The sequence below is a fragment of the Kitasatospora sp. NPDC049258 genome (genome assembly GCF_040678895.1).
In the GTDB taxonomy this organism is placed as follows: Bacteria; Actinomycetota; Actinomycetes; order Streptomycetales; family Streptomycetaceae; genus Kitasatospora.
Map to the genome: position 1 here is coordinate 1 of NZ_JBFAQT010000009.1, position 20,230 is coordinate 20,230.

General features: G+C 73.8%; 20 protein-coding genes. 12 read left to right on the top strand and 8 right to left on the bottom strand.

Annotation, left to right across the window (positions count from 1 at the left end):
* Positions 1-519: substrate-binding domain-containing protein (locus AB0K43_RS10255; RefSeq protein ID WP_363637887.1), on the bottom strand; the 519-nt coding region annotated here is incomplete at its 3' end.
* A gap of 332 nt (positions 520-851) precedes the next feature.
* Here AB0K43_RS10255 and AB0K43_RS10260 point away from each other — a divergent pair.
* The 4 genes from AB0K43_RS10260 (at position 852) to AB0K43_RS10275 (ending at position 6,430) form a co-directional block, all read left to right on the top strand.
* A complete protein-coding gene (locus AB0K43_RS10260) occupies positions 852-1,214 on the top strand; it encodes a hypothetical protein (protein ID WP_363637889.1) in 363 nt (120 codons plus the stop codon).
* A gap of 53 nt (positions 1,215-1,267) precedes the next feature.
* On the top strand, positions 1,268-1,696 hold the full coding sequence (locus AB0K43_RS10265) for a DUF3224 domain-containing protein (protein WP_363637891.1): 429 nt from the start codon (positions 1,268-1,270) through the stop codon (positions 1,694-1,696).
* A gap of 125 nt (positions 1,697-1,821) precedes the next feature.
* Entirely contained in the window at positions 1,822-2,829 is a 1,008-nt protein-coding gene (locus AB0K43_RS10270) for an NADP-dependent oxidoreductase (RefSeq protein ID WP_363637893.1), read from the top strand.
* A 226-nt stretch (positions 2,830-3,055) separates the two neighbouring features.
* Positions 3,056-6,430 (top strand): pyruvate carboxylase, encoded by a 3,375-nt coding sequence (locus tag AB0K43_RS10275; RefSeq protein ID WP_363637895.1) that lies wholly within the window; start codon positions 3,056-3,058, stop codon positions 6,428-6,430.
* Here the strand turns inward: AB0K43_RS10275 and AB0K43_RS10280 are convergent.
* Entirely contained in the window at positions 6,420-7,250 is an 831-nt protein-coding gene (locus tag AB0K43_RS10280) for an NAD(P)H-binding protein (protein WP_363637897.1), read from the bottom strand. The genes AB0K43_RS10275 and AB0K43_RS10280 overlap by 11 nt on opposite strands.
* A gap of 85 nt (positions 7,251-7,335) precedes the next feature.
* On the opposite strand from AB0K43_RS10280, the gene AB0K43_RS10285 reads away from it, so the two are divergent.
* Positions 7,336-7,749 carry a helix-turn-helix domain-containing protein gene (locus AB0K43_RS10285; RefSeq protein ID WP_363637899.1) on the top strand — a complete coding sequence of 138 codons (414 nt, stop codon included), beginning with the start codon at positions 7,336-7,338 and terminating at the stop codon, positions 7,747-7,749.
* 14 nt (positions 7,750-7,763) lie between these two features.
* Here the strand turns inward: AB0K43_RS10285 and AB0K43_RS10290 are convergent, their stop codons facing one another.
* Complete coding sequence (locus AB0K43_RS10290) at positions 7,764-9,134, bottom strand: helix-turn-helix transcriptional regulator (RefSeq protein WP_363637901.1); 1,371 nt, start codon at positions 9,132-9,134, stop codon at positions 7,764-7,766.
* Positions 9,135-9,263: 129 nt separating this feature from the next.
* On the opposite strand from AB0K43_RS10290, the gene AB0K43_RS10295 reads away from it, so the two are divergent.
* Positions 9,264-10,574, top strand: a complete 1,311-nt coding sequence (locus AB0K43_RS10295) for a M64 family metallopeptidase (protein ID WP_363637903.1) — start codon at positions 9,264-9,266, stop codon at positions 10,572-10,574.
* Here the strand turns inward: AB0K43_RS10295 and AB0K43_RS10300 are convergent.
* Entirely contained in the window at positions 10,540-11,310 is a 771-nt protein-coding gene (locus AB0K43_RS10300) for a Mut7-C RNAse domain-containing protein (protein WP_363637905.1), read from the bottom strand. The two genes, AB0K43_RS10295 and AB0K43_RS10300, sit on opposite strands and share 35 nt — an antisense overlap.
* A gap of 159 nt (positions 11,311-11,469) precedes the next feature.
* Between AB0K43_RS10300 and AB0K43_RS10305 the strand changes: the two genes are divergently transcribed.
* Positions 11,470-13,689 (top strand): NADP-dependent isocitrate dehydrogenase, encoded by a 2,220-nt coding sequence (locus tag AB0K43_RS10305; RefSeq protein ID WP_363637907.1) that lies wholly within the window; start codon positions 11,470-11,472, stop codon positions 13,687-13,689.
* A 100-nt stretch (positions 13,690-13,789) separates the two neighbouring features.
* Here AB0K43_RS10305 and AB0K43_RS10310 read toward each other — a convergent pair whose 3' ends face one another.
* Positions 13,790-14,578 (bottom strand): DUF6193 family natural product biosynthesis protein, encoded by a 789-nt coding sequence (locus AB0K43_RS10310; protein WP_363637909.1) that lies wholly within the window; start codon positions 14,576-14,578, stop codon positions 13,790-13,792.
* Between the two features lie 105 nt (positions 14,579-14,683).
* Between AB0K43_RS10310 and AB0K43_RS10315 the strand changes: the two genes are divergently transcribed.
* Positions 14,684-15,037, top strand: a complete 354-nt coding sequence (locus tag AB0K43_RS10315; protein ID WP_363637911.1) for a VOC family protein — start codon at positions 14,684-14,686, stop codon at positions 15,035-15,037.
* 93 nt (positions 15,038-15,130) lie between these two features.
* On the opposite strand, the gene AB0K43_RS10320 is transcribed toward AB0K43_RS10315, so the two are convergent.
* Positions 15,131-15,706, bottom strand: a complete 576-nt coding sequence (locus AB0K43_RS10320) for a helix-turn-helix domain-containing protein (protein ID WP_363637913.1) — start codon at positions 15,704-15,706, stop codon at positions 15,131-15,133.
* Positions 15,707-15,884: 178 nt separating this feature from the next.
* Here AB0K43_RS10320 and AB0K43_RS10325 point away from each other — a divergent pair, with 178 nt between their 5' ends.
* The 4 genes from AB0K43_RS10325 to AB0K43_RS10340 all read left to right on the top strand — a co-directional run bounded on the left by AB0K43_RS10325 (position 15,885) and on the right by AB0K43_RS10340 (position 18,714).
* Positions 15,885-16,646: an SDR family oxidoreductase gene (locus AB0K43_RS10325; protein ID WP_363637915.1), complete on the top strand. Its 762-nt coding sequence runs from the start codon at positions 15,885-15,887 to the stop codon at positions 16,644-16,646.
* A 120-nt stretch (positions 16,647-16,766) separates the two neighbouring features.
* The gene (locus AB0K43_RS10330) at positions 16,767-17,288 is read left to right on the top strand and encodes a MarR family transcriptional regulator (protein ID WP_363637917.1); all 522 of its coding nucleotides are present in this window, start codon (positions 16,767-16,769) and stop codon (positions 17,286-17,288) included.
* 95 nt (positions 17,289-17,383) lie between these two features.
* Positions 17,384-17,851 (top strand): hypothetical protein, encoded by a 468-nt coding sequence (locus tag AB0K43_RS10335; RefSeq protein ID WP_363637919.1) that lies wholly within the window; start codon positions 17,384-17,386, stop codon positions 17,849-17,851.
* An 11-nt stretch (positions 17,852-17,862) separates the two neighbouring features.
* Entirely contained in the window at positions 17,863-18,714 is an 852-nt protein-coding gene (locus AB0K43_RS10340) for an NmrA family NAD(P)-binding protein (protein ID WP_363637921.1), read from the top strand.
* Positions 18,715-18,773: 59 nt separating this feature from the next.
* Here AB0K43_RS10340 and AB0K43_RS10345 read toward each other — a convergent pair whose 3' ends face one another.
* Together AB0K43_RS10345 and AB0K43_RS10350 are read right to left on the bottom strand one after the other, a co-directional pair.
* A complete protein-coding gene (locus AB0K43_RS10345) occupies positions 18,774-19,178 on the bottom strand; it encodes a PPOX class F420-dependent oxidoreductase (protein ID WP_363637923.1) in 405 nt (134 codons plus the stop codon).
* A gap of 248 nt (positions 19,179-19,426) precedes the next feature.
* On the bottom strand, positions 19,427-20,230 hold the full coding sequence (locus AB0K43_RS10350; RefSeq protein WP_363637925.1) for an alpha/beta fold hydrolase: 804 nt from the start codon (positions 20,228-20,230) through the stop codon (positions 19,427-19,429).

The window sequence follows — 20,230 nt, forward strand, 5'->3', positions numbered from 1 at the left end:
CTTGTACTCCTCGACGGCGCGCTTGCCGACCTCGCCGCCCATCTGGGCGCCGCTGAAGCCGATCCGCGGCACGAGGTCGCTCTTGGCACAGGAGGCCGGGGCGGGGCCGGTGGCACAGATCTGGTCGTCGGAGGTGAGCAGGGCGACCTTGGCGTCCTTCGCGGTCTGCACCACCTGCGGGCCGACGGCCGGGTCCGGCACGACGATGATCAGGCCGTTGCTCTTCTGCGCGATCGCCGACTGCACCTCGCTGACCGTCTTGTTGGCGTCGTTGCCGAGGTTCACCACCTTCAGGTCCACGCCCAGCTCCGCGGCCTTCGCCTTCGCGCCGGCGGCCTCGCCGATGAAGTACTCCTGGTCGCCCTGCTTCTGCAGGTAGGTGATCGAGATCTTCCCGCTGACCGGCGCGACCGAGGCGTCGCCGCCGGTGGCCTCCCGGCCGGTGGAGCAGCCGGTGGCCAGGCCGAGGACGAGCAGCAGGCCGGCGGCGGCGGCCTGGTGGCGGTAGGTACGGGACACGATGACGCTCCTTGATGCGCTCGCCGCGGCTCGGCGGTGGCACGGTGTCGGGGTGGGATCGGCTCGGTGCGGGGAGCAGTTCGGTTCAGTGGCCCACTGGCCAAAAAGCGCCCATAACTCAACATGTTCAAACGTGATGGGCCATATGACATCCCTGTTACGGCGACTGCGTCAAGAGGTTCGGGCGGCTGAGATCCCCTTGTGACGTTCTGCCCGGGTTGCCGGTGGGTGCCCGGGTCGGAAAACCGAACAGGATCGCCCGAAAACCAACACCTGGATGCGAGCTGGGCCATCCGCCCTCGCTGCGCTCCGTGATGAGGGATGATCTCCGTGTGACATGCGGGGGTTGGTGGGAACGACGTCGGGATGCCCTGCTGCACGCGGTCGCCCGGGAGCTGCTGCTCTGGGGCGAGGACGTGCTGGACGACCCTGGGGCGGGGGAGATCGCCGAACTCCTGGCCGCCGTCGCGGCCGAGACCGCCGCGGACGGGCGCCATCCGGACTTTCCGGACGCGGCCGACCTGCTGGCCCGCGCGGCCGCCGAGCTCGCCCGCGCGGACCGGTTCCGCGGCACCCTGCTGCCGCAGGTCGCCCGGCACCTGCGGACCGCGCTCGGCCTGCTCCGGGAGGCGCGCCTGGTGCTCGCCTGCCACCACGGCGCGACCGTCCGGGGTGGTGGCGGGGGCGGCGGTTGAGGGTGGGGTGTCGTCCGGCCGGGCTGTCCTACCCCGCCCCTACCATGGCCGGCATGAGAGCCTCCGGAACGTTCAGCGTGAAGTCCTTCGTCCCGACCGAGCTGGTGCCGGCCCCGGCGATCGGCACCAACCTCCCGGTGGGGGTGGCGACTTTGGAGAAGAGCTTCGAGGGCGAGGTCGTCGGCCGCTCCGCCACCCTCTTCACGGCGGCCTTCGACCAGGAGACCGGTGTCGGCACCTATGTGGCGATGGAGTCCTTCGAGGGCTCGTTGAACGGGCGCGAGGGTGCCTTCAACTTCGCCCACTCGGCGACCACCTCGGGCAGCGACCGGACGGCCGAGTTCTTCACCATCGTGCCCGCCAGCGGCACCGGGGAGCTGGCCGGGATCCGCGGCGGCGGCGGGCTGGCGGTCGACGCCGACGGTACGCACCGGATGTGGTTCGACTACGAGCTGGATGCCGGGCCCGGCGCCTCCTCCTGACGGCTCCCGTCGAGGTGACCCGGCGGCGCGGCCCCGCCCTGGCGGATGACTAAGCGCTTGCTTAGACTGTCGGCAGTCGCGTCGCGGGGCCACCCGTTTCGACCCAGAAGGCCACAGGAGACCTCATGCCGGGAACCAACCGCCAGATCCGCCTCGCCGCCCGCCCGGTGGGCGAGTTGAAGCCCGAGGACTGGGCGCACGTCACCGAGCCGGCCGAGGCCCCCGGCGAAGGCCGGTTCGCCGGCCGGACCAGGTACATCTCGCTGGACCCGGCGATGCGCGGCTGGCTCGACGACCGCCCCTCCTACCTGCCGCCGGTGGGTCTGAGCGAGGTCATGCGGGCCGGGTCGGTCATCGAGGTCACCGAGTCCAACCACCCCGACTACCACCCCGGCGACCACGTGGTCGGCACCTTCGGCGTGCAGGAGTACGTGGTCTCCGGCGGCAAGGGCGCGCTGAAGATCGACCCGGCGCTCGCCCCGCCGTCCACCTTCCTCGGCGCGCTCGGGATGTCCGGGATGACCGCCTACTTCGGCCTGCTGGACGTCGGCGCGCTCAAGGAGGGCGAGACCGTCGTGGTGTCCGGGGCGGCGGGCGCGGTCGGCACCATGGTCGGCCAGATCGCCAAGGTGAAGGGCTGCCGGGTGGTCGGGATCGCCGGCGGCGCCGAGAAGTGCGCCCTGCTCACCGAGGAGCTCGGCTTCGACGCGGCGATCGACTACCGCGCGCAGGACGTCCGCAAGGCACTGCGCGCCCACGCCCCCGACGGCATCGACGTCTACTTCGACAACGTCGGCGGCGACATCCTGGACGCCGCGCTGACCCGGCTGGCGATGCACGCCCGGGTGGTGATCTGCGGTGCCATCAGCCAGTACAACAACGAGGCCGCGGTGCAGGGCCCGGCCAACTACCTGACACTCTTGGTGCGCCGTGCCCGGATGGAGGGCTTCGTGGTCTTCGACTACGCCCCCCGCTTCGCCGAGGCCGCGCGCGAGCTCGCCGGCTGGATCGCGGACGGCCGGATCAAGGTCAAGGAGCACCTGGTCCGGGGAGGTGTGGACGACTTCCCGCAGACCCTGCAGATGCTCTTCCGCGGCGAGAACACCGGGAAGCTGGTGCTGGAGATCGGCTGACCGCGGGCCGCGGCGCGGGGCCGGTGGCGCCCGCCCGGCGTACTGGACCGTTGCGGATCATCGCCCTACGCTGGCACCGTCCTGGCGGCGACCGGGCCCCGAGCGGGTGACGCCCGGAGCGCGGCCGCCGCACCACGGGGCACCTGAGCGCCGCCGAACAGCACGAACTGCCCGCAGCCCCCGCAGTCCGCCCCCGCAGTCCGCCACCGCGCAAGGAGACCCCGACATGATCCGCAAGGTGCTCGTGGCGAATCGCGGCGAGATCGCCATCAGGGCGTTCCGCGCGGCGAACGAGCTGGGCATCCGCTCGGTGGCCGTCTACCCGCACGAGGACCGCCACTCGCTGCACCGGCAGAAGGCCGACGAGAGCTACCAGATCGGCGAACCCGGGCACCCGCTGCGCAGCTACCTCGACGTCGAGGCCATCGTCGCGACCGCGGTGCGCTGCGGCGCCGACGCCGTCTACCCCGGCTACGGCTTCCTGTCGGAGAACCCCGAACTCGCCCTGGCCTGCGCCCGCGAGGGGCTGACCTTCGTCGGCCCGCCCGCCGAGGTGCTCGACCTGGCCGGCAACAAGGTCCGCGCACTGGCGGCGGCCCGCTCCGCCGGGCTCCCCGTGCTGAACACGGTGGACCCGCAGGACGACCCGGCCGCCCTGGTGGCCGCGGCCGAGGCGATCGGCTTCCCGCTGTTCGTCAAGGCGGCCGCCGGCGGCGGCGGCCGCGGGCTGCGCCGGGTCGAGGACCGGGAGGCGCTCCCGGCCGCCGTGGACGCGGCCATGCGCGAGGCCGCCTCCGCCTTCGGCGACCCCACGGTCTTCCTGGAGGAGGCCGTGGTCCGCCCCCGCCACATCGAGGTGCAGCTCCTCGCGGACGCCACCGGGCAGGTCATCCACCTGTACGAGCGCGACTGCTCGGTCCAGCGCCGCCACCAGAAGGTGGTCGAGATCGCCCCGGCCCCGGGCCTGGACCCGGAGCTGCGCGAGCGGATGTGCGCCGACGCGGTGCGGCTGGGCCAGGAGATCGGCTACCTGGGCGCCGGCACCGTGGAGTTCCTGCTGGACGAGCGCGGCCGGTACGTCTTCATCGAGATGAACCCGCGGATCCAGGTCGAGCACACCGTCACCGAGGAGGTCACCTCGGTCGACCTGGTCCAGGCCCAGCTGCGGATCGCCGGCGGCGAGAGCCTTGCCGACCTGGGGCTGACCCAGCAGGGCGTGCGGCTGAGCGGCGCCGCCCTCCAGTGCCGGATCACCACCGAGGACCCGGCCCACGACTTCCGCCCCGACACCGGCCGGATCACCGCCTACCGCTCGCCCGGCGGCGCCGGGGTCCGGCTGGACGGCGGCACCTACAGCAGCGCCGAGGTCACCCCGTACTTCGACTCCCTGCTGGTCAAACTCACCTGCCGGGGGCGGGACTTCGACACCGCCGTGAGCAGGGCCGAGCGGGCGGTGGCGGAGTTCCGGATCCGCGGCGTGGCCACCAACATCCCGTTCCTGCAGGGCGTGCTCAAGGACCCGGACTTCCGGGCCGGCCGGCTGACCACCTCCTTCATCGAGGACCGCCCCGACCTGCTCACCGCACCCACCGGCGCCGACCGCGGCACCCGGCTGCTGGCCTACCTGGCGGACGTCACCGTCAACCGGCCGTTCGGCGCCGCGCCCGCGGTGGCCGACCCGCGCACGGCGCTCCCGTCCACCGACCTGACCCGGCCCGCCCCGGAGGGCAGCCGCCAGCGGCTGCGGGCGCTCGGCCCCGAGCGGTTCGCGGCCGAGCTGCGCAGCAGCCCCGCGCTGGCCGTCACCGACACCACCTTCCGCGACGCGCACCAGTCGCTGCTGGCCACCCGGCTGCGGACCAGGGACATGGTGGAGATCGCGCCGCACGTGGCCCGGCTCACCCCGCAGCTGCTCTCCGTGGAGGCCTGGGGCGGCGCCACCTACGACGTGGCGCTGCGCTTCCTCAAGGAGGACCCGTGGCAGCGGCTCGCCGAGCTGCGCGAGGCGATGCCCAACCTCTGCCTGCAGATGCTGCTCCGGGGCCGCAACACGGTCGGCTACACGCCCTACCCCGACCGGGTGGCCCAGGCCTTCGTCCACGAGGCCGAGGCCACCGGCATCGACATCTTCCGGATCTTCGACGCCCTGAACGACGTCGGGCAGATGCGGCCCGCCATCGACGCGGTGCTGGAGACCGGCGCGATCGCCGAGGGCACGCTCTGCTACACCGGCGACCTCTCCGACCCGGCCGAGCGCCTCTACACCCTCGACCACTACCTGCGCACCGCCGAGCAGCTGGTGCGGGCGGGCGTGCACGTGCTGTGCGTCAAGGACATGGCCGGCCTGCTGCGCCCGCCGGCCGCGCACCGGCTGGTGCAGGCGCTGCGGGAGAACTTCGACCTGCCGGTCCACCTGCACACCCACGACACCGCCGGCGGCCAGCTCGCCACCTACCTGGCCGCGGCGGCGGCCGGGGTGGACGCGGTGGACGGCGCCTCGGCCGCGCTCTCCGGCACGACCAGCCAGCCCGCGCTGTCCGCGATCGTGGCGGCCACCGACCACACCGAGCGGGCCACCGGGCTGTCGCTGGACGCGCTGTGCGAGCTGGAGCCGTACTGGGCCGGTGTCCGTGCCCTGTACCGGCCGTTCGAGAGCGGCCTGCCGGCGCCCACCGGCCGGGTGTACCAGCACGAGATCCCCGGCGGGCAGCTCTCCAACCTCCGCCAGCAGGCCGCCGCGCTGGGCCTGGCCGACCGCTTCGAGCAGGTCGAGCGCCTCTACGCGGCGGCCGACCGGATCCTCGGCCGGATCATCAAGGTCACCCCGACCAGCAAGGTGGTCGGCGACCTCGCCCTGCACCTGGCGGCGGTGGACGCGGACCCGGCCGATTTCGAGGCCGACCCGGGCTCCTTCGACATCCCCGAGAGCGTGGTCGGCTTCCTGTCCGGCGAACTCGGCACCCCGCCCGGGGGCTGGCCCGAGCCGTTCCGCGGCAAGGCGCTGGCCGGGCGTCCGGTCCCGGCGCACGGCGTGGCGCTGACCGCGGAGCAGGAGGCCGCGCTCGGCGGTGACCAGGTCCGGCGCACCCTGGACGACCTGCTCTTCCCCGGGCCCTCCCGGGAGTACCGGGCGTCGCTGGCCGAGGGCGGCGACCTCTCGGTGCTGCCGAGCGCCGCGTTCTTCTACGGTCTGCGGCCGGAGGAGGAGGTGTGCGCCGAACTGTCCGCCGGCGTCTCGCTCTACCTGGGCATCGACGCGGTCGGCGAGCCCGACGAGCGGGGCCACCGCAGCGTGTTCTGCCGGCTGAACGGCCAGCCCCGCACGGTCTCGGTGCGCGACCGCTCGATCGAGAGCAGCAAGCCCGAGCGCGAGCGCGCCGACGCCGGCAACGCCCGCCAGGTCGCGGCGCCGTTCAGCGGCGTCGTCACGGTCACCGTCCGGCCCGGGGACGAGGTCAGCGCCGGCCAGACGGTCGCCACCATCGAGGCGATGAAGATGGAGGCCGCCATCACCACCTCGGTGGCCGGCACGGTCGACCGGCTCGCCGTCGCGGACGTGGCCGGGGTGGACGGCGGTGACCTGCTGCTGGTCATCCGCTGACCGGCTCCCGGCCGACGGCCGCGGCGAGCGGGGAGCGGGGGGCGCGGCCCAGCAGGGCGCGCAGATCGCCGCCGGTGCGGGCCAGGAAGCCGGCGGCGACGGCCGAGCAGGTGCCGACCGCCATCGGCACCTGGAACGGCTCCGCGCCCGAGGCGGCGATCCCCGCCCTGGCCCGGGCGAGGGTCTCCGGCCGGTAGACGACCCCGGGGCCGTGCGCCCGGGCCAGGTCCGCGCCGCCCACGGTCTCCTCACCGACGAGCTCGTAGCTGCGGCCGGCATGGGCGGCGGGATCCAGCACCACCGCGACCGCGGCGTCGGCCAGGTCCGCGCGGGCGACGGCCGCCACCCGCCCGTCACCGAGCGGGGCGGTGATCCGCCCGTCCGCCGAGGGCGCCGCCAGCCGGCCCAGCAGCTCCGCGTAGAGGCCGTTGCGCAGGATCGTCCAGGCCGGGCCGCTCTCCCGGAGCCGGCGCTCGGTCCAGCGGTGCGCCAGCGCGTACGGGAGGTGGTCGCCGTCGCCGGTGAGGCTGGTGTAGACGACATGGCGCACGCCGGCCTTCGCGGCGGCGTCGAGGGCGGCGCCGTGCCGGGCGATGACGGTGTCGTCCTCGCCGTAGCCGGCCGAGATCAGCAGCAGCACGTGCACGCCCTCGAAGCCCTCGACCAGGGTGCCGGGATCGTCGAAGTCGATCCGGCGGACCGGCAGCGGGGAGTCGATCCCGTCCGGATCGCGGGTGCCGAGGACGGTGTCGTCGCGCTCGGCCAGCCGCTCGGCGATCAGCGTGCCCAGAGCGCCGGTGGCGCCGGTGACCAGGATCATCGGGGTCTCCCTCTTCGGGTAGGTTCTGTTCGGTAACCAGGACCATCCTGCGGTTCTGCACCGGAAGGCGTAAGGAGGCACTTCGGTGTCGGTGGGGCACACGGAGGTAACCGACTCACCCGTCGTCAGCTGCGGGGAGGAGCACGAGGATTGCGGGATCCGTGAGGTGCTGGATCGGATCGGGGACAAGTGGTCGGTCCTGATCGTGGTCGAACTGGCCCAGGGCGTACGGCGGTTCCGGCAGCTGCAGCGCGCCGTGCCGGGCATCTCGCAGCGGATGCTGACGCTGACGGTGCGGCGGCTGGAACGGGACGGGCTGCTCGCCCGCACCGTGCACCCCACCGTGCCGCCGCAGGTCGAGTACGAGCTCACCGCGACCGGCCGCAGCCTGACCCACCTGGTCAGGGCCCTCGCCGACTGGTCCGCGGCACACCGCGACTCCATCGCGCGGGCGCGCCGCGCGTGGGACGCCGAGCACCCCGACTCCGGCATCCGCTGAGCGGGGGGCAAGCCCTAGCGATCCGGCGTGGCCCCGGCGGTGTGGATCGGGGGGTGGGCGGGGCCGGGGCCGAGAGTGGTGGTGCCCGGGGCGGCGCGGTGGCCGAGGCCGGTGCGGTAGACGTCCAGGGCGAGTTCGATCCGGCCGGTACGCCGCAGCAGGTCGCCCAGCAGCCGGCAGAGGTCGGCCAGGTCACCGGCGGCCCCGGCCCGCTCCAGCAGTGAGAGCGCCGCGACGTAGTGCTCCTCGGCGGCCTCGGTGTCCTCCCGCTCCTCGGCGATCAGGCCGAGCAGGCGGTGCGCCCCGGCGGCGTGCACGGCGCCGCGCTCCGGGCCGATCCGGTCCAGCAGCCGGTGGAGCAGGTCGCCGGCCTCCTGGTCGCGGCCGCGCCGGCGCAGCACGTCGGCCAGCTCGACGTCCACCTGGTGGGTGAAGAGTTCGGCCCGCTGGGAGGCCAGCATGGCGCGGGCCGTGCGCAGTTCGTGCTCCGCCCGGTCCAGGTCGCCGGCCTGCGCGTGCACGTAGCCGCGCATCCAGTGGCACTTGGCCAGGTCCGAGTTGAGCCGGAGCCGCTGGTAGAGCTCCTGGGCCTTGGCGAGCGAGGCGTCGGCCTCGGCGGTGCGGCCCTCGGCGATCAGGGTCCGGGCCACGCTCCGGTGCAGCCCGGCGACCAGGGCCGGGTCGGTGGCGCCGGGGGCCAGCGCGAGGGCCAGCTCGGCGGCCTGGGCGGCGCGGGCGTGCGCCCCCATGTCCATGTACGGGCCGATGACGGCGGAGTAGAGGAGCAGCAGGGCGTCCGGATCGTGCAGCCCGCCGGCGTTGAGCTGGTCGATCGCGGTCTCCAGCAGGTAGCAGGCGTAGCGGAGTTCGCCCGCGAGCAGGTGGGCCACGGCGCGGCCGCGGACCGCGGCGGCGCGGCGCGGTGGCGCCTCGGCGGCCAGCAGGAGTTCGGCCGATTCGAAGTGCTCGCGGGCCTCGTCCAGGCGCCCGCTCTCCAGCGCGCACTCGCCGAGGCCGAGCAGGGCGGCGGCCCGGGCGGGCGCCAGGCCGTGCCGGTCGGCGCGCTCCAGCACGGTGGCGAAGCCGGCCGCCGCGGCGGCGGTGTCACCGGCCGCCAGCGCGCTCTGGGCCTCGGTCAGGGAGAAGCTCAACTCGGTGGCCAGGTGGGCCGGTCGGCCGGTGGCGAGCTCGTCGTAGGTGACGCCGAGCCGGTCGGCCAGGTGCCGCAGGGCCGCCTCCGAGGGCCGCACCCGGCCGGCCTCCACGGTGGAGACGTAGGCGGCGGTGTAGGCGGGCTCGGCCAGCGCTCGCTGGGTCATCCCCCGTTCGTGCCGCAGCTGTTGGACGCGCCGACCGATCTCGGCGGGGCCCTGCTCCTCGGTCATGGCCGCCCCTTCCGTCGCGAACTCGCCGTTGCCACCGACCCATTGTCGGGGACGCGGTGGTGCCCTACATTAACTCATCGATTAAGCCTGATTAATCGTCAAGTTAAGTCGATCCGGGAGGACCTCATCGTGGGCAAGGGAAGACTCGCCACCATCGCCCTGGCCGCTGCCACCGCCCTGGCGGCCGGCGCCACCGGCGCCGGACCCGCCGTCGCGTCCGGGCCGGCCGGGCCGAGCGGCCGGCCGGCGCACCAGGTCGAGGTGTTCGCCGAGGACGGCGGCATCAGCCGGGTCGAGGTGCCGGCCCGACCGGCGCTCGCCCCCCGGGCGCGCCCGGCCGCCCCCGCCGCCGGGGACGGCACCGTCACCCCGATCCTGCAGAGCGGCAGCACCGCGGCCAAGCTGGACGTGGTGATGATCGGGGACGGCTACACCGCCGCCGAGCAGGACAAGTTCCGCGCCGACGCCGCCACGAAGTGGCAGGAGATCACCGCGGTCGAGCCCTACGCGACCTACCACGCGCTGTTCAACGTGTGGGCCGTCTCCGCCGTCTCCGCCCAGTCCGGGATCACCGGCGACCCGGACCGGGCCACCGTCCGGGACACCGCGCTCGGCTCGTACTTCTGGTGCGAGGACGTCGAGCGCCTGCTGTGCGTGGACACCGACGCGGTCGACCGCTACGCGGCCAAGGCACCGCAGGCCGACCTCGTGGTGGTGGTCGCCAACAGCGCCAAGTACGGCGGCGCCGGCTACAACGACGTGGTCTCCCCGCTCGGCTACTCCGGGATAGCCACCGTGGCCGGCGGCAACGACCGGTCCGGCCAGATCGCCGTGCACGAGACCGGCCACTCCCTGGGCCACCTCGCCGACGAGTACTTCTACGAGGGCCAGGGCGCCTACCAGGGCGAGGAGCCGGCCGAGGCCAACACCACCACGCTGACCGCCGACCGGCTGCGCCGCACCCACACCAAGTGGTACCGCTGGCTGGGCCGGCAGTCGCCGGACGGCGGCACCGTCGGCGCGTACGAGGGGGCCGGCTACTACCCGCAGGGGCTCTACCGCCCCACCGACAACTCGATCATGCGGTCGCTCGGCCGGGAGTTCAACCTCCCCGGGCGGGAGGCCATGATCGCCGGCTTCTACCGCTACGCCGCCACGCTCTCCAGCGCCACGCCGACCGACCGGCCGCTCACCGCGGCCGACCGGCTCACCGTCGAGCTGCCCGTCCCGGGCACCCGGCTGCGCTGGTACCTGGACGGCATCGAGCTGTGGGCGCTGCGCGACCGCACCAGCATCCCGCTCGCCTGGCTCGGGCTGCTGCCCCGCTGGGGCGCGCCGCACCGGCTCACCGCGGTGGCCACCGACCCCACCCCCGCGGTGATCGACCCGGCCCTGAAGGCCTCCCTCACCGACTCGCTGACCTGGCAGGTGGGCCGCTGACCCCACCCTCGGCGGCGGCGCCGAACTCGCGCAGCGCCCCGGCCACGATGGCGTCCAGACTGGCGTGGTGGGCGCCGCGCCAGTACACCTGCGCGCACTCGGTGCAGCGGGCAAAGGTGTCGTACGCGCGCTCGGTGCCGCCCTCCAGCCGGTCGTGCACCTCCTCCTTGGTGGCCGGGCGCAGCGTTCCGTTGCAGGCCGTGCACCTGGTCCACGGGCGCAGCGGCGGCGCGAACCGGGCCAGCACCTCCCGGAGCTGCTCGGCGGGCCGGTGGCTGTAGACGTAGGCGCCGGCCCACAGCTCCCGGCGCCGCAGCAGGCCCCGGTCGCGGGAGAGCAGGACGCGCTGCTCGGCGGCGGAGCGCGTGGCCAGCGCCGGATCCCCGATGTCCACGCTCTCGTAGGCGGTGTCCACGCCGAGCAGCCGCAGCCGCCGGGCGAGCGTCCCGAGGTGCACGTCGAGCAGGAAGCGGGCCGGCCCGGCCAGCCGCTGCGGGCGGCTCACGGCGCGGACCGTGACCTGCTCGCCGTGGCGGGGCAGGTGTGCGGTGCGCACCGGCTCGCCGTCCACCAGCAGCTCGCCGACCTCGGTCAGCGGCACCCCGAGCGACTCCACCAGGTGCCCGAGCGTCGAGACGCCGTCGGTGGTGAGCGCCGAGCGCCCGGCCCGCCGGGCCGAGGGCACGAAGACGTGCAGTTCAGGGGCGAAGTCGATCCAGATCTCCGGTCTGTCCACCCGGCCAGCATGCCAGCGCGGCGCGCCGGGCTGCGAGCGGTTAACCCGGGGGGCGGGCCCGGGGCGCGCGACGCGGCTCGATCCGGGGGTCGGTGGAGTGCGGGGGCGATCCCGAGATATCTTGATGTCGAGACGTTGTCGACGTGGAGCGGAGTACCGGTGACTGACTCGACCATCATCTATACGCATACTGACGAGGCCCCGGCCCTGGCAACGTATTCGTTCCTGCCTGTGGTCCAGGCGTACGCCGCCAGTGCGGGCGTCACGGTGGAGACCCGTGACATCTCGCTGGCCGGGCGCATCATCGCCAGCTTCCCGGAGCGTCTGGAGGAGGGTCAGCGGATCGCCGACGCCCTCGCCGAGCTCGGCGAGCTGGCCAAGACGCCGGGCGCCAACATCATCAAGCTGCCGAACATCTCGGCCTCCATCCCGCAGCTCAAGGCGGCGATCACCGAGCTGCAGCAGCAGGGCTACGCGCTGCCGGACTACCCGGACGACCCGAAGACCGACGAGGACCGCGACGTCCGCGCGCGGTACGACAAGGTCAAGGGCAGCGCCGTCAACCCGGTGCTGCGCGAGGGCAACTCCGACCGGCGCGCGCCGCTGTCGGTGAAGAACTACGCCAAGGCGCACCCGCACCGGATGGGCGTGTGGACCGCCGACTCGAAGACCAACGTCGCGCACATGGGCGCCGACGACTTCCGCTCCACCGAGCGGTCCGCGGTCGTCACCGAGGCCGGCGCGCTGAAGATCGAGCTGGTCGGTGCCGACGGCACCACCACGGTCCTGCGCGAGTCCGTCCCGGTGCTGGCCGGCGAGGTCGTCGACGCCTCCGTGATGCGGGTGTCCGCGCTGCGCGAGTTCTTCGCGGCCCAGGTCGCCCGGGCCAAGGCCGAGGGCGTGCTGTTCTCGGTGCACCTCAAGGCCACCATGATGAAGGTCTCCGACCCGATCATCTTCGGCCACGTGGTGCGGGCCTTCTTCCCGAAGACCTTCGCCGCGTACGGCGAGGTGCTGGCCGCCGCCGGCCTGAACCCGAACAACGGCCTCGGCGCGGTCCTGCACGGCCTGGACGCGCTGCCCGAGGGCGCGGCGATCAAGGCGTCCTTCGACGCCGAGCTGGCCGACGGCCCGGCGCTGGCCATGGTCGACTCCGACCGCGGCATCACCAACCTGCACGTGCCGAGCGACGTGATCGTGGACGCCTCGATGCCGGCCATGATCCGCACCTCCGGCCACATGTGGGGCCCGGACGGCAACGAGGCCGACACCCTCGCCGTCATCCCCGACAGCAGCTACGCGGGCGTGTACCAGGTCGTCATCGACGACTGCCGCGCCAACGGCGCCTTCGACCCGGCCACCATGGGCTCGGTGCCCAACGTCGGCCTGATGGCGCAGGCGGCCGAGGAGTACGGCAGCCACGACAAGACCTTCGAGATCCCCGCCGACGGTACGGTGCGGGTCCTCGACGCCGCGGGCAACGCGGTGCTGGAGCAGCCGGTCGGCGCCGGCGACATCTTCCGGATGTGCCAGACCAAGGACGTGCCGATCCGTGACTGGGTCAAGCTCGCCGTCAACCGCGCCCGCGCCACCGGCAGCCCGGCGGTGTTCTGGCTGGACGAGGGCCGCGCGCACGACGCCAACCTGATCGCCAAGGTCCGGGCGTACCTGCCGGAGCACGACACCGACGGCCTGCAGATCGAGATCATGTCGCCGGAGCGCGCGACCGCGTTCTCGCTGGAGCGCATCCGCCGCGGCGAGGACACCATCTCGGTCACCGGCAACGTGCTGCGCGACTACCTGACCGACCTGTTCCCGATCCTGGAGCTGGGCACCAGCGCCAAGATGCTCTCGGTGGTCCCGCTGATCAACGGCGGCGGCCTGTTCGAGACCGGGGCCGGCGGCTCCGCGCCGAAGCACGTCCAGCAGCTGGTCAAGGAGAACTACCTGCGCTGGGACAGCCTGGGCGAGTTCTTCGCGCTGGCGGCCAGCTTCGAGCACCTCGCGCAGAGCACGGGCAACGCGCGGGCCCAGGTCCTCGCCGACACCCTGGACCGGGCGACCGGGACCTTCCTGGACCGCGACAAGTCGCCGAGCCGCCGCCTGGGCGGGATCGACAACCGCGGCAGCCACTTCTTCCTGGCCCTCTACTGGGCCCAGGAGCTGGCGCAGCAGACCGCCGACGCCGAGCTGGCCGAGGCGTTCGCGGGCCTGGCCAAGTCGCTCGCCGAGCACGAGCAGACGATCGTCGACGAGCTGATCGCGGTGCAGGGCTCGCCGGTCGACATCGGCGGCTACTACCAGCCGGTGGTCGCCAAGGCGGCCGCGGTGATGCGTCCGTCGAAGACCCTCAACGAGGCTCTCGCGACCCTCGCCTGAGACCGCTCGGACACCTGACGGACAGGGCCCCCGGACCCGGCTCGCCGCTGCTGCGGCGACCGGGGCCGGGGGCCCCGCCCGTTGACGGGCCCGCGGCCGCTCAGCCGGGCAGCAGCTCGGCGGGCCCCTCCACCGCGGGCCCGCAACCCTCGGGCAGCCCCGCCAGCACGAACTCGACGGCCTGCTCCGGGGTGGCGGCGTCCCGGTGCGGGATCGCGCCACCGCCCCACAGGCAGACCACCCGCCAGCCACCGCCGGCCAGCGGGAAGAGGCTGGGGACGTCGCCCGAGAACGGGTGGTGGGTGCAGCGGCTGAACTGCAGGCTGCCATGACTGATCATCGGATACAGCGCACGGAGCGCCGGGGCCGCGTACGCCGCTTCGACCAGGTCGTGGTCGATCAGCCGGTCGGGGGCGTCGCGGGTGAGCTGCCACTTGAAGGCGACGGCCGCTCCGCGGTCGTGCGCCAAGGTGAGGTCGTCGACCTCGAGGGAGGGCCACCTCGCCCGGATCTCGCCGAGCTTCATACCGGCTCGCCAGGCGTCCGCCAGCTCGACCACGGCCTTCAGGCCGCCGACGCCGCCGAGGCCGCTCTCTCCGACTCCCGTCCACCACATCGTGAGGTCGAAGCGCCGCTCCTCCCGCCGGAGCGTCACGGTGAGCGGACCGCGCCCACCCTCCACGACCGCGAGGATGTGCCGCCAGGAGTCGGTCGGCGATTTCGGGCCGCGCACGCCGCCGAGGTCGATCCGCAGGTCCTCGGCGGTGCGCCGCAGGGCCGACACCAGGTCTCCGGCGGCGGCCACCTCCGGGTACAGCAGGGGATCGGGCCGGACAGCAGCGGGGGGAGCCGTCCGGCGGGCAGTGCGGGGGGAGGTGGCATCGTCCATGCGGGCCATTCTCGCGGTCGCCGTCCGCCGGCAGGCGGTGAGGTGGGCGACGAGGTGGGCCTGAGCCCCTGTTGTTCGACGCCCGATCAGCTCTAAGCTCGGTAAATGACCTTGGAATGGGAACAGGTAATCGTCCACTCGGTGGATCCGGCGGCCTTGGGGCAGTGGTGGGCCACGGCTCTCGGCTGGGTGGTGGTCCACTCCTCGGACGACGAGTTCGAGATCCGCCCGGCGCCGGATCGCCTGCCGGGGCTGGACTTCGTCCGGATCGAAGAGAGCAGGAAGAGCAAGAGCCGGCTGCACCTCGACTTCAGGCCTGACGACCAGGACGCCGAGGTGGCCCGGCTGGTGGCCCACGGCGCACAGCGTGTCGACATCGGCCAGGGCGACCAGTCGTGGGTCGTCCTGGCGGACCCCGAAGGCAACGAGTTCTGCGTCCTGGGCCAGCGGCGCCCGTAAGGCTCACACCGTGGTCCTGCCGGGAGCGGTGAGGTGCCCGCTCCCGGCAGGACCACGAACGACCCGGCGCTCGCGCCGGCAGCCCGCCGCCGGTCAGCGGCGGTCGGTGCTCAGGCCGTCCAGGGTGAGGTCGAGGAGGCGTTCGGCCTGCTCCCGCTGTTCCGGCTTTCCCGAGGTGAGGGCGATGCCGGTGAGCGCGGCGAACATGTCGGCGGCGCCGATGTCGGAACGGATGGTGCCGGCCTCGACGCCGGCGGCCAGCAGCGAGGACAGGGCGGCCATCATCATCTCGTGGCTCCGGGCATAGGGGTTGACGCCGGATTCGACGAGGGCGCGCAGGGCGTCGGCCATGCCGAACTTGGCGGTCGCGTAGTCGATGAAGCGGCCCGTCCAGGCGCGCAGGGCCTCCCGCGGGGCCGACGTGGCCAGCAACTCGGGGGCGGCGTCGCACAGCCGGATCAGCTCGTTGCGGTAGGCCGCCTCGATCAGGACCTCCCGGGTGGGGAAGTTGCGGTAGAGCGTGCCGGAGCCGACACCGGCCTCCTTGGCGATGCGCTCCAGGTGCGCCTCCAGTCCGTCCTCGGCGAAGACCCGCACCGCGGCCGCGAGGATCTTGTCCCGGTTGCGCTGCGCGTCGGCCCGTAGCGGGCGCCCTGTCTCTGCGGCCATCCGCGGCCTCCCTGTCGTTCCGGCTTGCTAACCGGCGGCGCCTCCACTTACAGTAAAGGAACTGGAGGCGCCTCCACTTCCCACTCTAGGGCATGCCGGCCGGCGGCCGCGCGCCGGTGTGCCCCGCTACCGCCGCGCAGGCGGCATGCGGCAATCCGCTCACCCACAGGAGAAGAAGATGAGCCTCTCGCTCGAAGGAAAGGTCGCCGTCGTCACCGGCGGCGCGTCCGGGGTCGGCCTGGGCATCGCCCAGGAGTTCGTCGCCAACGGCGCCCGCGTGGTCATCACCGACCTGCAGCAGGAGGCGCTGGACGAGGCGGTCGCGGCGATCGGGCCGAACTGCTCGGGCGTGGTGGCCGACGTCACCAGGCTCGCGGACATGGAGGCCGCCTACCGGCAGGTGAAGGAGCGTCACGGGCGGCTCGACGCGGTCGTGGCCAATGCCGGGATCGGCGCGCACGCCCCGCTCGGCGCGATCACCGAGGAGCAGTTCGACCGGACCTTCGACGTCAATGCCAAGGGCGTGCTGTTCACCGTCCAGCCCGCGCTCGCGCTGCTGCCGCCCGGCGGCACCGTCGTCATCATCGGCTCCACCGCCTCCATCCAGCCGCCGCGCGGGATGAGCCTGTACGGCGGCTCGAAGGCGGCGGTGCGCAACTTCATCCGGGCCTGGATCCAGGACATCAAGGGATCGGGCATCCGGATGAACATCCTCAGCCCCGGTGCGGTCGACACCGCCTCGCTGCGCAGCGCGCTGGCGATGGCGCAAGGGGCCGACCAGGTCGACGCCTCCGTCACGGCCATGGGGGAGGGCAACCCCACCGGCCGGATCGCCGACCCGCGGGAGATGGGCAGGGCCGCGGTCTTCCTCTCCAGCGAGGCCTCCAGCTTCATCACCGGTGTCGAACTCTTCGCGGACGGCGGCATGGCGCAGGTGTGAGTCACACCGCCCGGCGGCCCGGCCATCCGGTCGGGCCGCCGGGTCCGCTTGGTGGCGTGCCCTGCAAGTGGGGTGCGGACCTGGTTGACGAAGTCAGTGATTAGCTGCCATATTACTTGCATGCCGCAGGATGCCGATCGTGAGTTCGCCCAGCCGACGCTGGATCAGGCCGCAGTTCAGATCCGGCGCTACGGGCTGACCGCCGACCCGCAGGCCGTCCTGGTCGCGGTCCGGCTGATGGCTGCCGGCGCCCGGCTCGGGCAGGCGAGCGAGGTGCACTTCGGCAGGTTCGGTCTGTCCACGGGGCGCTACCGGCTGCTGGCCGACCTGGAGGACTGCGGTGGCGAGAAGTCGCCCTCGCAGCTGGCGGCCGGGCTCGGCGTGACGCGGGCCACGGTCACCGGCCTGGTGGACGGGCTGGAGCGGGAGGGCCTGGTGGCTCGCCGCTCCTCCCGGGAGGACGGTCGGGGGACGGTCGTGGTGCTGACGGCGCGCGGCGCGCAGCGGCTGCGGGAGATGGCCCCCGAGCACTTCCGGCGACTGGAAGCGATGGTCGGGGGGCTCAGCGAGGTCGAACGAGGCACGTTCCTGGAGCTGTTGGAGCGGATCGCGCAGGGCATCGGCGCCCTGGTGGAGGAGTAGGGGAAGGGTCGTGGCATCGCCCGCCGCCACTGGTCGGCGGGCTTTGTTCGGCCCATATAGTTAGGCAGCTAATTAACTGTTCTCGGGAGGAACGCATGACCAAGGTGAAGCATCGGACCGGCGAACGGACCGGGGGGCCGCCGCCGTTCGTGCTCTGGCGCGAGGTCGCGATGGCCTACCTCGCGCCCGCGGTGACGGCGGGCGCGGGCGCGCTCATCGGCGGGAACACCGAGCTGCTGCGGGCGGCCGGCACCTCGATAGCCGGCACCTCGGCGGTGGTCGCCCTGCTGGCCGGCGGCTTGCTGCAGGCCTTCGGCCGCCGCCGCGCCACCGGGCCGGCGCACCGGGCCGTCCTGTCGCTGGCCGGCGCGGTCCTGGCGGCCGCGCTCGCCTTCGCCCTTGCCTGCGCGGCCCTGCGCTGGCTGCCCGGCTGGACCGGGTGGCGCGGGCCGTGGCTGGAGCGCCTCTCCCTCGACCTGCCGCTCTCCGCGGCGCTCGCCGCCACGATCGTCGGCTGGCGCTGGCGCGGCCGGTTCACCACCCGACCCCTGAAGGGAAACTGATGATCATCGTCATGGGAGCCACCGGAGCGACCGGCGGCGCACTGGTGCGCAGTCTGGCCGGCAGCGGGGTGCCCTGCCGGGCCCTGAGCCGCGAGCCGCAGGGACTGCGCGCCCGCCTCGGCGCGGCAGCCCCGCAGGTCGAGGTCCACGCCGCCGACGCGGCCGACCCCGCCTCGCTGCGCGCCGCGTTCAGCGGTGGCCGGCAGCTCTTCCTCACCATGGAGAACGGCCCGCGGCAGGTCGAATTCGAGCTGCGTGCCATCGAGGCCGCCGTGGAGGCCGGCATCGAACACATCGTCAAGATCTCCTCCCCGGCCGCGGAGCCGGACTCCCCGGTCGCGATAGCCCGCGGCCACCACACCATCGAGAGCCGGCTGCGGGCGGCCGGTGTCACCGCCTCCGTCCTGCGCCCCTACGCGTTCATGCAGAACCTTCTGCTGCTGGGGCCGGGCGTGGCCCACGGCGGCCCGGTGGTGGGCGCGATGGGCCAGGCACCGTGCAACTACATCGACTGCCGGGACATCGGTGAGGTGGCGGCCGCGGTCCTGACCCGCCCCGAACTGGCCGGCGGCATGTACAGCCTGACCGGCGCCGAGACCTGCTCGTTCGGCCGGCTCGCCGAGCTGCTGGGCCGGTTGCGCGGGCGCCCGGTCCGCCACCTGGACCTGCCGCCGGAGCAGTTGCGGGCCCAGCTGAGCGCGGAGCGTGGACTGCCGGGCTGGCTGGCGGACCACGTGGTGGAGATCCAGCAGCTCGCGGTCGCCCGACCGGAGACCCCGACCGACACGGTCGCCCGGCTCCTGGGGCGCGCCCCGCGCGGGCTGGAGGCATTCCTGACGGAGCACATCGACGCGTTCCGCTGAGCGGGGCGACGGATCCGGCGACGGACCGGGCCGGGCCGGCCGCGGCGGCCGTCAGTCCGTCAGTCCGTCAGGGTGATCCGGATGCCGGTGGTGCCGCGCTCGCCACGCCGCAGCCGGCTGCCCAGCAGCGTCACCACGCCGAGCAGGCCGTACTTCTGGCGCAGCAGCGTCCGGTAGGCGGCCGTCCGCTCGGGCGAGCAGATCTCCGCCACGGCCGGCACCTGCTCGCCGGTCGACCTGCCGCGCGCGTCGCACGGGCCGACCAGGACGTCGGCGCGGTTGCGGATCCGCCGGACCTTCCAGGAGTCGGTGGCGGTCCAGACGCCGAGCGCGTCGCCGTCCCGGACCACCCAGACCGGCGTGGGCACCGCGGTGCCGTCCTTCCGGTAGGTGGTGACCAGCAGGTAGCTCCCGGAGGCGAGGGTGACGAGGCGTTCGAGCCGCTCCTGCGGCGTGTGGTCCATGGCCGAGAGTCTAGGACGGTGGGGCCGGCCGGCACGATGCGGCCCCGCTGCCGCGGCAGGGCGTTCGACCGACCGTGGACCGTTCCCCAAACACCGCCGCCGGCCGGCCCGACGGGCTCGCCGGCGGCGGTCGGCCGCTTCCCGCCCGGCTGCTCGCTGCCGGTGGTGTGGCACAACGGCCCCTCACCTGAACGGAATTGCCGCCGGCCGAGCCGCGGTGCGGTGCCACCGGGGCCGATCGGCCGGGATCAGCGGAGCAGCGGGGAGCTGCTGCCGTCCAGCAGGACCCGGGCCACCAGGGCCGGGTTGTCGCCCATCGGCACGTGCCCGCAGTCGACCAGCGGCACGAAGCGCGCGGTCGGCAGGACTTGGCGGGCCCGCCGGCCCTGGAGGTTGGGCAGCAGCCGGTCGCGGGTGCCCCAGGCGATGGTGACCGGGACGTCGGCGGGGATGGCGGACGGGAAGCCCTGGGCCCGCTCGCCGTGCCCCGCTCGCAGGGTCTGGCGGAAGCCGGGGGCCTCCAGCAGCGCCCTGGTGTCGAGCAGCAGCTCCTTGGGGTCGAGCTGCTCGGGCCGCCCGTAGATCATGCCGAACATCGCCTTGCGGCCCAGCGGGTACTCGGCCAGCCGGGCCCGGACCGGTTCGGGGGTGCGGGCGGCGAACCGGTGCAGGTTCAGCACGCCGGCGGCGTAGCGGAAGCCCGCCGCGCGGTAGAAGCCGGCCGGTGACAGGACGGTGGCGGAGGAGGCCAGCCCGTGCTGGGCGGCGTGCAGGGCGAACAGGCCGCCCAGCGAGTTGCCGGCCAGGTGCGGGCGCTCGACACCGATCGAGGCCAGGAAGTCGCCGAGTACGGTGACCGCGCTGGCGACGGTGTAGGGCATGCCCGCGGGCAGCGGCGGCGAGGCGCCGAAGCCGGGGAGGTCGACGGCGATCACCTCGCGCTCGCGGGCGAGCAGGTCGAGAACGGGCTTCCAGCCCTGCCAGCGGTGGCCGATCCCGTGCAGCAGCAGGAGGGGAGGGCCGTCGCCGCGACGCTCGTGTACAAGGTCCAT